Origin of the sequence: Bradyrhizobium sp. JR4.1, assembly GCF_040548605.1 — a bacterium.
In the GTDB taxonomy this organism is placed as follows: Bacteria; Pseudomonadota; Alphaproteobacteria; order Rhizobiales; family Xanthobacteraceae; genus Bradyrhizobium; species Bradyrhizobium canariense.
On sequence record NZ_JBEPRY010000002.1, the window covers coordinates 592,014 to 604,850 of the forward strand.

At 63.4% G+C, this 12,837-nt stretch carries 12 protein-coding genes and 1 tRNA gene; 5 read left to right on the top strand and 8 right to left on the bottom strand.

From position 1 onward, the window contains the following. Positions 1-77: 77 nt before the first annotated feature. The 4 genes from metA to ABIB90_RS08060 all read right to left on the bottom strand — a co-directional run bounded on the left by metA (position 78) and on the right by ABIB90_RS08060 (position 5,344). Positions 78-1,079 carry a homoserine O-succinyltransferase MetA gene (gene metA, locus ABIB90_RS08045; protein WP_007599131.1) on the bottom strand — a complete coding sequence of 334 codons (1,002 nt, stop codon included), beginning with the start codon at positions 1,077-1,079 and terminating at the stop codon, positions 78-80. Between the two features lie 12 nt (positions 1,080-1,091). Beyond that, positions 1,092-2,393 carry an O-acetylhomoserine aminocarboxypropyltransferase/cysteine synthase family protein gene (locus ABIB90_RS08050; protein ID WP_007599130.1) on the bottom strand — a complete coding sequence of 434 codons (1,302 nt, stop codon included), beginning with the start codon at positions 2,391-2,393 and terminating at the stop codon, positions 1,092-1,094. 259 nt (positions 2,394-2,652) lie between these two features. Continuing rightward, complete coding sequence (locus ABIB90_RS08055; protein WP_354200607.1) at positions 2,653-4,233, bottom strand: amidase family protein; 1,581 nt, start codon at positions 4,231-4,233, stop codon at positions 2,653-2,655. 547 nt (positions 4,234-4,780) lie between these two features. Continuing rightward, on the bottom strand, positions 4,781-5,344 hold the full coding sequence (locus ABIB90_RS08060) for a TetR/AcrR family transcriptional regulator (protein ID WP_007599128.1): 564 nt from the start codon (positions 5,342-5,344) through the stop codon (positions 4,781-4,783). A gap of 79 nt (positions 5,345-5,423) precedes the next feature. Between ABIB90_RS08060 and ABIB90_RS08065 the strand changes: the two genes are divergently transcribed. From ABIB90_RS08065 to ABIB90_RS08075, 3 genes are all read left to right on the top strand, one after another. Then, entirely contained in the window at positions 5,424-6,428 is a 1,005-nt protein-coding gene (locus ABIB90_RS08065) for a quinone oxidoreductase family protein (RefSeq protein ID WP_007599127.1), read from the top strand. A gap of 196 nt (positions 6,429-6,624) precedes the next feature. Then, positions 6,625-6,996 carry a PaaI family thioesterase gene (locus tag ABIB90_RS08070; RefSeq protein WP_354200653.1) on the top strand — a complete coding sequence of 124 codons (372 nt, stop codon included), beginning with the start codon at positions 6,625-6,627 and terminating at the stop codon, positions 6,994-6,996. Between the two features lie 20 nt (positions 6,997-7,016). Further along, positions 7,017-7,172, top strand: a complete 156-nt coding sequence (locus tag ABIB90_RS08075) for a CoA transferase (protein WP_354200654.1) — start codon at positions 7,017-7,019, stop codon at positions 7,170-7,172. 423 nt (positions 7,173-7,595) lie between these two features. Here ABIB90_RS08075 and ABIB90_RS08080 read toward each other — a convergent pair. Beyond that, a tRNA-Ser gene (locus ABIB90_RS08080) sits at positions 7,596-7,685 on the bottom strand. Positions 7,686-7,881: 196 nt separating this feature from the next. Here ABIB90_RS08080 and ABIB90_RS08085 point away from each other — a divergent pair. Next, positions 7,882-8,223 carry a hypothetical protein gene (locus tag ABIB90_RS08085; RefSeq protein WP_219679407.1) on the top strand — a complete coding sequence of 114 codons (342 nt, stop codon included), beginning with the start codon at positions 7,882-7,884 and terminating at the stop codon, positions 8,221-8,223. 47 nt (positions 8,224-8,270) lie between these two features. Here ABIB90_RS08085 and ABIB90_RS08090 read toward each other — a convergent pair whose 3' ends face one another. The 3 genes from ABIB90_RS08090 to ABIB90_RS08100 all read right to left on the bottom strand — a co-directional run bounded on the left by ABIB90_RS08090 (position 8,271) and on the right by ABIB90_RS08100 (position 12,297). Next, entirely contained in the window at positions 8,271-9,734 is a 1,464-nt protein-coding gene (locus ABIB90_RS08090; RefSeq protein ID WP_007599076.1) for a trehalose-6-phosphate synthase, read from the bottom strand. Positions 9,735-9,972: 238 nt separating this feature from the next. Beyond that, positions 9,973-10,794, bottom strand: coding sequence for a trehalose-phosphatase (gene otsB / locus ABIB90_RS08095; protein WP_354200608.1), 822 nt, complete (start codon positions 10,792-10,794; stop codon positions 9,973-9,975). A gap of 3 nt (positions 10,795-10,797) precedes the next feature. Next, positions 10,798-12,297, bottom strand: a complete 1,500-nt coding sequence (locus ABIB90_RS08100; protein WP_354200609.1) for an MFS transporter — start codon at positions 12,295-12,297, stop codon at positions 10,798-10,800. A gap of 182 nt (positions 12,298-12,479) precedes the next feature. On the opposite strand from ABIB90_RS08100, the gene ABIB90_RS08105 reads away from it, so the two are divergent. Then, positions 12,480-12,818: a DUF3175 domain-containing protein gene (locus tag ABIB90_RS08105; RefSeq protein ID WP_354170343.1), complete on the top strand. Its 339-nt coding sequence runs from the start codon at positions 12,480-12,482 to the stop codon at positions 12,816-12,818. Positions 12,819-12,837: the final 19 nt, after the last annotated feature.

Genomic DNA, 12,837 nt, shown 5'->3' on the forward strand with positions numbered 1-12,837 from the left:
CTCACTGAAGCATTCGTACGCTGCTCGAGGCAAGCTTCACACTTCGTTAGTCCTAACGTCGAGCTCGTCGTCCCGACCTAACGCGCAAGCACCGACGCATCGGTCCCCGCGCCGAGATATTGCAGCCAGTTCCGGAACAATGCCGCCGCGGCGCTGCCAGCGGCGATATCGGTGCGCAAATTCAGCGCGGGCAGCTCGTTGCTGAGCGCGGGGTGGCGCTGGTGCCTTGCCTGCTTCTCGAAGCGGACCAGCTTCTCTTCCGTCGCAGCGTCAAAATAGCTCACGGGCAAATGCGGATAATTGTCGCGCTCACGCGCGAGATAACGGCCGATGTCGCGCAGATATTCACGCTGAAGCGACAGCGCGTCATATTCCGGATGGCCCTGGAAGAACACGAAGCGGCTGGCATATTGCCGGACGAAGATGTCGACGCCGGCCTTTGCCGAACGCGTCAGCACCTGGTAGCCGGCCTGCGCGAGGTCGCTCTCGGCGATCTCGTTCAGGCGCGAATGCGAGACCTTGAGCGGCGCAGGCGCGGCCCGCGTCAGCGGATCGCCGGTCACGGCTTCGCAGTCGAAAATGCCGTGACATTTGGCGGCGAGCGGCCGCCGTTCGATGCGGTCGAGATGCAGCACCGCGGCGTGCGCAGCGAGGCACGACCAGATCGTCGAGCGCGTGTTGACCTTGGCCCAGTCGATCAGCTCGGTGAGGTCGCGCCAGTACGGTTCCTGGTCGAGCTCGGGCGCGATCGGCTCGGCGCCGGTCACGATCAGGCCGTCGAACCTGTGGCGCCTGAGCTCGGTGAGTTCCGAATATTCGCTATCGACATGCCACTTCGCTTCCGGCGAGCGCTTGACCGAGGGCAGCGAGAAGCAGTGAAAGCGGATGCGGCGCGGACCTGCTGCGGCTTGCAGCAGCTTCATGAACTGCCGCTCGGTCGCCTTCAGCGCCGGATCCGGCATGTTGTTGATCAATCCGATGGTGAGCTCTGTGTCGCCGTGCTCGCGCGCCAGATCGCCCGCCCCCGGCACCAGCGCCGGGCTCGATATGCCTTGATCCCTGTCGATCAGGATCGTCATCGGCGCCGCCGCCTACTCCGCGGCCTGGAGGCGCGCGGACCGGCAGGCCTTTTCCAGGGCCTGGTCGAGGTCCTCGATGATGTCCTGGCAATGCTCGATGCCGATCGACAAGCGGATCGTTTCCGGCAAAACGCCGGCGACCCGCTGCTGCTCGGCAGACATCTGCCGGTGCGTCGTCGAGGCCGGATGGCAGGCCAGCGACTTGGCATCGCCGATATTGACGAGGCGCGTGATCAGGTTCAACGCATCGTAGAAGGACTTGCCGGCTTCCATGCCGCCCTTGATGCCGAAGGTGAACAGCGACGAGGCGTTGCCGTCGAGATATTTCTGGACCAGCGGATAATAAGGACTGTCCGGGAAACCGGTGTAATTGACCCAGGCCACGCGCGGATCCTTGCGCAGGAATTCGGCGACCTTGCGGGCATTCTCGCAGTGGCGCTCCATGCGCAGCGCGACGGTCTCGATGCCCTGGAGCAGCAGGAAGGCGTTGAACGGCGACAGCACCGAACCCATGGTGCGCTGATAGATGCTGCGCGCGCGCTCAATGTACGCCGTCTTGCCGAAGCGCTCGGCATAGACGAGGCCGTGATAGGAGGCGTCCGGCTTGTTGTAGCCGGGGAAGCGATCGACGTGCTTGGCCCAGGGGAAATTTCCGGAATCGACGATGGCGCCGCCGAGCGTGGTACCATGGCCACCCAGGAATTTCGTCAGCGAATGCACGGCGATGTCGGCGCCGTAATCGAACGGCTTGAGCAGGATGGGGGTTGCAACGGTATTGTCGACGATCAGCGGCACGCCATGGGCATGGGCGATCTTCGCCAGTGCCTCGATGTCGCAGACATTGCCGGCGGGATTGCCGATGGTTTCGGCGAACACGGCGCGGGTGTTCTCGTCGATCAGCTTTTCGATCGCCTCGGGCTTGTCGCTCTCGGCGAAGCGGCCGGTGATGCCCTGCCGCGGCAGGATGTGCGAGAGCAGCGTATGCGTGGTGCCGTAGAGCTGCGGCACGGAAACGATGTTGCCGCCGTGATCGGCGACGTTGACGAAGGCGAAATGCAGCGCGGCCTGCCCGGTCGCGACCGCAAGCGCGCCGACGCCGCCCTCGAGCTCGGCGATACGTTTCTCCAGCACCGCGCTGGTCGGATTGGCGATGCGGCTGTAGCGATAGCCTTCGGTCTCGAGATTGAAGAGCGCCGCGCCGTGATCGGCGCTGTCGAAGGCGTAGGCCGCGGTCTGGTAGATCGGCACGGCAACAGCGTGCGTGGTGGCTTCGGGCTCGTAGCCGGCGTGAATAGCGATCGTCTCATTGCGCATCGTGCCACCTCCGCGTGGAGCGGGCCGCACTTATTGGCCTGTATGAGGCATGTGCGTTGTCCGCCGTCCCTCTGTTAGAGGCGGGTGGTAAAGCGGACAATAATTCGTCTAGAGATCGAGGAAGTAACCCTAACGGTTATTGGGGAATTGGCTAAAATTCGAGTCAAATTGGATGAATGAAATTTTGCGGTTTGCGGCAGCGACCACGCTGCACTCCCTCTCCCACAAGGGGGGAGAGGGAAACACCCTTCGCTACCTCTCAGTCCATCTGTTCCCACAGCCGATGGGCGAGCACGCCGGCCCGCTTCTCGATCGCGGCCGCCGCGTCGAGCGCCAGGTCCTCGCGATAGCGCCCGGCGATGAGCTGCACGCCGATCGGCTTGCCATCGTGCAGCGTCACCGGCACCACGGCGCCGGGCAGGCCCAGCACGTTGATCGCGGAGATGAAGCGGATCTCGCCCCAGAAAATCTCGCGCACGCGCTCGGGGCTGACAGTGTCCTCGCGCGGGCCAGGCGTCGGCTTCACCGTGGTCGGTGCCAGCACCACCGGATACTCCTCGAAGAACAATTGCCAGGCGCGGATGTGGCCGTTGCGCGCGGCGGTCGCCTGCATCCAGGCCTTGAGGTCGAGCACGTTGGCCTTGGCTTTCATGCCGCCCCACGCCTTGTGGAAGTCTTCGGACGTCACCTTCAGCATGCCGGCTTCCTGCATCACCATCGTCTCGTTGGTGATGATGTCGCACCAGGTCTGCCAGACGCCGTCGATGTCGGGCACGGGCACGTCGACCTCGCTGACACGATAGCCGGAACGCTCCAGATGATCGGCGGCCTGGCGCAACGCCGCCGCGACGTGCGGATCGACGTCCATGTCTTCAGGAATCCTGGCGAGCGCGACCTTGATCGGCCCCTTCGGCTTCGGACCGACCAGCGGCGCCGGCACCCACCAGGGATCGCGCGGATCGCGCTGGCTCATCACCTCCAGCGCGAGCCTGACGTCGGCGACGTGGCGGGCGAGCGGCCCCTGCGCCGACATCAGATGCGCCAGCATCGGCCGCTCGGCGGTTGCGCTCGCGTTGAACGCAGGAATACGCCCCTGCGTCGGCTTGATGGTTGCAACACCGTTGCAATGCGCCGGCCAGCGCAGCGAGCCGCCGATGTCGTTGCCGTGCGCGATGGTGCCGATGCCAGCCGCGACGGCCGAACCCGCACCGCCCGAGGAGCCGCCGCAGGTGATATCAGGATCCCAGGGATTGAGCGTCAGTCCGTGCAAGGGATTGTCGGTGAAGCCGCGGAAGGAGAATTCCGGCGTGTTGGTGAGGCCGATAACGATCGCGCCGGCCTTCTTCAGGTTGCGCACCACGGGCGAATCCGACGGCGCGATGAGATCCTTGTTGGCCGGCACGCCGTTGAAATTGGGACGGCCTTCGTAATCGACATTCTCCTTGATCGTGATCGGTACGCCGTGCAGAAGGCCGAGCTCGCCGCCCTTGGCGCGCCGCTTGTCGGCCGCATGGGCCGCAGCCAGCGCCTCCTCCGAGAGATCGACGACGACGGCGTTCAGCCTCGGGTTGACGGCACGCATGCGCTCCAGATGCGCCTCGGCAGTCTCGACCGCGGAGATGGCGCCGGAGCGGATTGCGGCTGCGGTCTCGACCGCCGACCATTGCCAGGCCGGGCCTTTTGGGCGGCGTGGTGCTGATGATTTGCGCTGGGGGGCCCGCTTCACCGGCTTCGTTGCAGCCTTCGCGACCTTGCTCTTGCGAACGGCGCTTTTCTTGCTGGAGGTCTTCGCTGCTTTCTTTGCAGCACTTTTCTTCCTGGTCGCCGTCTTCTTCGCCACGTCGCATCTCCTCAAATTGCGCTGCCGAAGTTATGGAGCTCACGCGACCGTGTACAGGCGCGTTTCTGCATGGCGCGGCGTCGGGGCGCGTTGTGGCGGCCGAAGGCGCGCGAGACGCTCATGAGGTCGTCTCCCGTGACGCATGTATCGGTTGAATGATGGAATGAACTGCCGCCAGATTGCGGCATCGCGAGCGGGTTTTTGACGCCGCCGTTTGGAGAGTGACAAATTGGGACGTTTGCCTACAGCCACACAGCATCCCATGTCGGTGGCGATCGCCGATGGAAGGGGGCGTCGCGGGCGTGCGCGAGGGACGGGAGGTGGTAGCGGGAGCGCTACCACGGACCAATTGCCTTACCAAGGGCTGGAGACGGGCAGAAGAGTTGGAGAAAGCCCCAATCGAGACCAGAAGGTCAAACGGTCCCGTGCGTCAACACTGGAAATACATCGGAAAACTTTGCCATCAGAGCACTCGTCTCCCCTTCGCGCAAGAAGCAGCCCTCCCCGGCCGTGACCCTCGACGGACGTAGAGCTTCAGTCGAAGCTCTCAATTGCAAAGCCGGGCAATCTGAGCTCCACACGCGCGCATAGGCTCCTGCGATTGCGCCACGCGCGCCTGAATGAGAGCACCTTCAAAGGCCGCCAAGATTACTGGCGCGAGCGTCTCCGCATTCTTCGGAGCCATTCCGCATCGGATCAAGCCATCAGCAATCGTTTGGTGCCAGAGACCGAAAGCGTTCTTGCATGCCTTGGTGAGCGCCTGAGATTGGGGTGCAGTTTCCAATGCAACGGTGCACACGGGGCAGCCAGCGGTGAACCCGGACTTTGCCAACTGTGCCGCGCTCCCCGCAAACAACTTGCGGACACCCTCCGCAGCGCGGCCGCCTTCGGGGAAGCACTGCGCGATGCCCCCAGCGACATTTTGTGCAGCCCATTCGAGAGCGGCGACTCCAACCTGCTCCTTACCATCCGGAAAATAGTGATAGGCGGAACCCCAGGGCGCTCCCGACTCCTGGACCAGCCGCCGCCATGAGGCCGCGGCATAGCCCTCTCTCTGAAAGAGAGACATGGCGGCCAAAATCATCTGTTCGCGCGGTGAATGGGCTGTCATGGGCGTTTGACTAGGACGATCGTCTTATCTATAGACGTAGAGACGTTAGGACAAATGTCATAATGGAGGGTGGGGATCTATGAAGGCGGTATTGTTGCATGCCTACGGCGACGCTGAGGCGCTTCGGGTGGAAGAGGTTTTGAAACCGCAGCCCGGGGCTGACGAAGTGCTCATCCGGATCGAAGCGGCGAGCGTCAACTACGCCGACATCGTGCGTCGGCGCGGTGATCCCTATCCACTGCGGACACCTTTGCCGGCGATCCTCGGCAGCGAAGCCGCCGGTGTCGTCGACGCCGTTGGCGAGGGTGTCACAACGCTGCATCCCGGTGATCGGGTGTTCGCGTTTTTCGGCGGAGACGGTCTTGGCGGCTACGCTGAGTACGCCCTCGCCGGCGTCGACAACGTCATCAAACTGGACCCAAGGCTCGATTTTGACGTCGCTTCCACGCTTGTCGTTGCCGGCGTGACTGCTTTTCAAATGCTCAAGGACGCTGGACGGCTCAAGCCCGGCGAATCTGTCTTCATTCCCGGCGGCGCCGGAGGCGTTGGCAACTACGCAATTCAGCTCGCCAAGATTTTGGGCGCCGGCTGCGTCATTGCCGGCGCCAGCACACCCGAACGCCGGCAGCAAGCCTTGGCGCGGGGCGCCGACCACGCCATCGACTCTACCGCCGATGATTGGCCGCGCGAGGTGAAGCGGCTCACCGGCGGACGCGGGGCCGATGTGGTTCTCGATATGGTCGGAGGCGCATTTTTCGACCAGGCTCTGGCCGCGCTCGCACCATTCGGGCGCCTCGTCGTCTATGGGACCGCCAGCAGGAAGCCCTCTTCTTTCATCGCCCAACGCCTGATGCCGATGAACCAAGCCGTGATTGGCTACTACGTCAGCCACTGGTTCAAGGCTCGGCCGGATCAAGCGCAGAAGGCCTTCGACACCGTTGCAGGATTCGTGATCGAACAGCGCCTTCATGTGGAGGTTGCCGGGCGGCTGCCACTCGAAGGGGCCACCGAAGCTCACCGCATCATGGAAGCGCGGCAGGCGACGGGAAAATACGTGCTCAAGCCGTCGCTGACCGCCCCTTGAGCTAAGCAGCGCCACGTATCAACGGCGGCACGCAGCACGCCGCCGATATGTCGGAACCGAAGATGGCAGGCCGGCTGTCTTGAAAAGGGAGGAAACCATGACGATGAGCGACGAGCGTCCCGCATCGCGAGAGAATGGAGGGCTAGCGCTCTTCCGCGAGCTTTTGCGCACAGGCGCGCCAGCCGCTCCCATCTGCATGCCACTGAATTTCCAGTTGTCCGCGGCAGAGCACGGTAGCACAGAGTTTACTGGTTGGCCCGGACCACAGTTCGCAAACCCAGGAGGGGTTGTGCACGGTGGTTACCTCGCCGTGATTTTGAGCTCGGCGATGTCCTGTGCCGTCCATACGACACTTAATGAAGGCGAGGGTTATACGACAACGAACTTTACTGTGAATCTCACCCGTCCGCTAAAGCCGGGACCGGGCCCTGTTATCGCCTCGGGCGTCGTAGTTCACCGCGGCAGACAAGGCGCTACTGCCGAGGGTCGCATCGTCGATGACACGGGCAAGCTTCTTGCGCACGGCACAACGACTTGCGTGATTTTCGCTCCGCGAAAACAAGACTAGCAGTCGCTGCATTTACCAAATTGCTGCCTTCAAAGGACCTTACGAGGTTTCGCATCACCGGGACGACCGATCGTCCACTCGCGGGTGTCAAGGTGATCGATATTGGCCACTACGTCGCAGCACCGCTGGCAGCGATGATACTGGCGGATCAAAGGGACGGACGTCATGCGCGTTAAGCGATCAGGACATCGAGCGGTAATGCCGCTCGCGGAGGCGGCCTGCGGGCTTGGGCGGGGTTGCTTGGTGCAGCAACGGGACTCCACACGGATGTCAGACGCCACGCGCCGACAAGCACGAGGGTCGGCCGACATGAAACAGAGAGTGTCTGTGACAAGCCAGCAAACGGGAGACATTCGCAGGACCGCGATCGTCACGGAAACCTCGTCCGGCACCGGACAGGCCACCGCAAGGGCGTGCGCGATTCCGGTTTTGTCGTCTAGGAAAGACGGCGAGAAATTACTTAGCCGTTGTTGTCATCACCGCAAATCTGCGCCGGCTAATGTAATTGTCAGCTACTCTGGGGCGCCTGACCGGGGCAACAGCGCACGATGGTGCGCAGAAAAGTCCAATATCGAAGATTGGCGTACAAAATCGTGCAATGGCGGAGAGAGTGGGATTCGAACCCACGGTACGGTTTCCCGCACACACGCTTTCCAAGCGTGCGCCTTAAGCCACTCGGCCATCTCTCCGGAGCGCACTCTCTTGAAGGGGCGCCGATGATTTTGCAAGGGATCGCGGGGAAATCGGGTGATTTTTCCGTAAGATGTTGTATTTCATAGATAATATCGGGCGCCACGCTAACGCTCGGAACCGCCTGCCGGCTGAACCGGCGGCGGGTTTGGTGCGACGATTCACTCAAGACCGTCAAACACGTCCGGGGGCACCATGACCGTCCGCAACACCATCGCCGTGCTGAGCCTGGTTTCGGCCCTTGCCGCCGCCTTCGCGGGGCCCGCCGCCGCACAGGTCTGCACCCGGCAAGGGGGCGACGTCAGCTGTGACGACGGACGGCGCGGGATGCTTTCGGGCGATGCCATCCTCTGGCCGGACGGCACGCGTTCGAGCGCGACGCCGCATCAGAGCGTCATCATCGGTAACAAGAGCTCGGTGCATGTCGGGCCCGGCGTGTTCGTCGGCCAGGGCAAGGGCATGGTGCCGCTCGACGATCCGAACGCGCCGAACAAGCGGCAGTGCGCGATTCTGGAAGGCGTGTCGTATTGCTATTGAGGCTCTCGTCTTCGCCCCTGCCCTCCCCGAAATGAACGGGGAGGAGACTAGATCAGCCGCACGCCCGATATCGCCGACTTGAGCCAGCGCAGCGCTTGCGGCGGCTGGTTGGCGAGCGGCGCAACCGCGGCCTTCTCCGTCCGGCACTTCTCCAGTTCTGCGACGAAATCCGCCGACCATTGCTGGATGGTGTGGCCGCGCAGCTTCTTCATCATCGCATCCCAGCGCATCTTGCGCTCGGTGAGCGGCATCGCGGCCGCGACCGCGATCGCGCGCGCCATGCCGTCGATGTCGTGCGGATTGACCAGCAGCGCGGCGTCGAGCTCGTTGGCCGCGCCGGCGAATTTCGACAGCACCAGCACGCCGGGATCGGCCGGGTTTTGTGCGGCGACATATTCCTTGGCGACCAGGTTCATGCCGTCGTGCAGCGGCGTCACCACGCCGATCTGCGCGGTGCGGTAGAGTCCCGCGAGCACGGCCTGGCTAAAGCCCTTGTTGAGATAGCGGATAGGTGTCCAGTCGGCCTCGCCGTGGCGGCCGTTGACGTCGGACACGAGCCGCGCGACTTCGTTCTGCAAATTGCCATAGGCTTCGATGGCACCGCGCGAGGGATTTGCGATCTGCAACAGCGAGATGCTGCGCGCAAACTGCGGATGCTCGGTCCAAAGCCGATCGAACGCGCTGATGCGGTTGACGAGGCCCTTGGAATAGTCGAGCCGGTCGACGCCGATCGCGAGCCGCTCACCGTTGAGGCTGCGGCGAAGCCGGGAGACGTCCGGATGCGACGCCGATTTCGCCGCGTATTGCGCGAACTTCTCGGCGTCGATGCCGATCGGAAAGACCTCGCAGCGCGTTCGGCCATGCTGCGAGATCGCAACGCCGTCTTCGACGGCGAGGCCGAGTTCGCCCGCGACATAGCCGAGAAAATTCTGGCAGTCGTCATGGGTCTGGAAGCCGATCAGATCGTAGGCCAGCATCGCCGTGATCAGCTCGCGATGATTGGGCACGCCCTGCATCACCGCGGCGACAGGCCATGGCGTATGGAGGAAGAAGCCGATCGGATCGTCGACGCCCAGATCCCGCAGCTCCGCGCCGAGTGCGAGGAAATGATAATCCTGCACCCAGAACGCGGTTTGTGCTTTCCGAAAGCGCATCAAGGCGCGCGCCATGAAGGCGTTGACCTCGCGATAGCTGACATAGTCGTCACGCGAGACGCGGATCAGATCGCTGCGCGAGTGCAGCGCCGGCCACAGCGCCGAATTGGCAAAACCCTCGTAATACCCGCCATAGTGTGCCGCCGGCAGATCCAGCGTCGCGATCGCGCCCGAACCCAATGCTTCGATTTCGGCGAACGGCTCCTTTTGATGACCGTCACGCACACGGCCCGAGGAACCCACCCAGATCGCGCCCGAATGTTCCACGACGGGTAACAAGGCCGCCGCGAGACCGCCCGTCATGGGCTCGTTGGGTTTGCCGCGTGCGACGCGATTCGAAACGACGACTAAGTTCACAGGTCGTCCCCTCCTGTTTCATTCCACCCGTTTAACTGCCGTTCATCAATATGGTTCCTGATCATCCTTTGCACCAATTGAAACCAAAATCGGGCGTGCGCGTTGGAACCGGTTTACCTCCAGGGAACCCGACGATTTCGCTACACAAAGTCGGTTTGGGTTACAGTGGCGCGCACAGCATGAAACGGGCGCGCTGGGGAATTACGCGCGCGATATGTGGCTCCGAGATGTCGGTGCCTTATTCCAACCTCGAGTCGTCGAGCAGCCGCGCAAGGAACGCGCGCACGTCGTTCGGCGCGTCGAAGTGCCCGTTGACACCCATAGCGCGGCGGCCGACCGAGAAAGCGAGCCCGTTCATGTCGGGCATGATCGCGAACACGGTCTCGTCGGTGACGTCGTCGCCGATGAAAATCGGACGGCGTCCCTTGAAAGGTTCGTGCTTCATCAACTCGCGCACGCCGGTCGCCTTGGTGAAACCGGAATGCTTGATCTCGCAAACGAACTTGCCCGGCAGCACCTCGATCGGTGCATTGGGCAGGTCGGCGCGGATCAGCGAAACGGATTCGTAGATCGCCTTCTCCGCATGCGGCGCAAGGCGGTAGTGCAGCGCCAGCGAATAGCCCTTGTCTTCGAGCAGAATGCCTGGACTGAGCTTGGCGACCGCCGCGAGCCGCCGCTTCAGCTCCTTGTCCAGCGGCGGCGCGCTGACGGCATCGGCTTCGTTGTCCACCGAAAGCCGCATCTCCGCGCCGTGGCCGGCGACGGCGCGAAAGACATCGGGCGCGAAGATCAGGTCGATGTCGTTGAGCGAACGGCCGCTGACCATCGCCAGTGCGCCCGAGGTGCGCTCCGTCAACCGGTTCAGCGTTTCCGACAGGCCGGGCGGCACCCACACCTCGCGCGGCGTCGGCATCAGGTCGAGCAGCGTCCCGTCGATGTCGAGCAGGATCGCTGTTTCATTGAGATGCGGCACGAGCGCGTGGGGCACCGGCACCGCATCGGGCGCTTCATCGTCGAGCATGGTGCGCTCTTGATCCAATTCAGCCAGTTCCGATTTCATAGTCTACTCCATGGACGCAAGCGGCCGCGCGATTTCTTCGAGCGATCTGCGTTCCGCCGAGATGGCATAGCGCCACGCCACGATCGCGGCCGCGATCATCAGGAACGCCCCCAGCAAGTAGCCTGCGAATACGCTCATGCGTGATCCCGTGTCGATCAGCGCCCCGAACAATGCGGGGCCGATCACGCCGCCGATACCGGTGCCGACCGCGTAGAACACGGCGATCGCGAGCGCGCGGACTTCCAAGGGAAACGTCTCGCTGACGGTGAGATAGGCGGCGCTCGCGGCGGGCGAGGCAAAGAAGAAGATCACCATCCAGGCGATGGTCTGCCCCTGCGCGCTCAAGGCGCCAATCGAGAACAGATAGCCCGACAGCGCCAGCAACAGGCCCGACACCCCATAGGTGAACATGATCATGGTCCGGCGGCCGAGCGTATCGAACAGGCGGCCGAGCAGCAGCGGGCCGAGGAAATTGCCGGCGGCGAAGGGGAGCAGATACCAGCCGACATGATCGGCGCTGATGCCGTAAAAATCGGTCAACACCAGCGCAAAGGTGAAGAAGATGGCGTTGTAGAAGAAGGCCTGCGCGATCATCAGCACGAGGCCGACCATCGCCCGCTGGCGATAGACCGAGAACAGCGTGTGCACGACCTCGCGGATCGGCGTGTGGCTCCGCATTTTCAGGCGGATCTTGGCGAAGCGGCCATCGGTCGTATCCTGGTCGTGTCCGAGCACCGAGCGTTCGATCTCGTCGACGATGGCGTGGGCCTGGTCGGGACGGCCGTGGATCATCAGCCAGCGCGGACTCTCCGGAATCCACATCCGCATCAAGAGCACGACGAGGCCGATGGCCGCGCCGATGAGATAAGCGAGGCGCCAGCCGAGATCAGGGCCGATCACTGCGGGATCGAGCAGCACAATGGCCGCTACGGCGCCCATCGCGGCACCGATCCAGAAGCTGCCGTTGATGACGAGATCAGTCCAGCCGCGATAGCGCGCCGGCACCAGTTCCTGGATGGTCGAATTGATCGCGGTATATTCGCCGCCGATGCCGGCGCCGGTGAGAAAGCGAAATAGTGCGTAGCTCGCGACATTCCATGACAGAGCCGTCGCGGCCGTCGCCGAGAGATAGAGCGCGAGTGTGATGAAGAACAGCTTCTTGCGACCGATGCGGTCGGTGAGCCAGCCGAAGCCGAGCGCGCCGAGCACCGCGCCTGCGAGATAGGCGGAATTGGCAATGCCGAGATCGAGATTGGAGAAATGCAGCGAGGGACTCTGCTTCAGCGCGCCGGAGAGCGCGCCGGCCAACGTCACCTCGAGGCCATCCAGAATCCAGGTGATGCCGAGCGCGAGCACGACGCGGGTGTGAAACCCGCTCCACGGCAGCGCGTCAAGTCGCGCGGGAATGCTGGTTTCGATGACGCGATCGGCCGCGGCCGCCTTCGCGACCGCCTTGGAGACCACAGGTCCATCGTCCGGCGCTAGGCTTCGCTGCAATTCCATCGCGTTGTTGCATCTGACCAATGGACATGGCCCCGGTTCACATGGCGTGGACAGGGGCGATCCGATCAAGGGGGTGCGGCATTCCGCCTGCCACCTGCGACAACGTCTGCGGCGAGGGCAGGTTCCCGGTGGAACGACCGTTGGCGCCGCTGGTTTTCGGTGGAGCCGCAAGGAGTTGACGCATGGCTCATGCCAGAAAGACGACACATTCTCGCAAAACATCGGCGCGCAAGAGCACCAGACGCGCCGCACCGAAGCGCTGGTCACAGCGCGTGACGAAGGAGAGCGACGCGCTCGACCTCAAACAAGGCGTGTTCAAGCTGACCAGCGCGAAGAAAATCGCGGCTTCGTTGAAGCGCTCGGCCGAGCACAGCGCGCGCCGCAAGACGGGCGCCTACCGCTCGGCGCTGTCGATGCTGACGTTCTACATCAACCGCGCCGGCAAGACGCTGCCGCAGACGCAGCGCACCCGGCTGGAGCGGGCAAAGGTGGAGCTGAAGCGGGCGTTCGGGAGGGAGTGAGCGCCAGGTCATCCTGGAC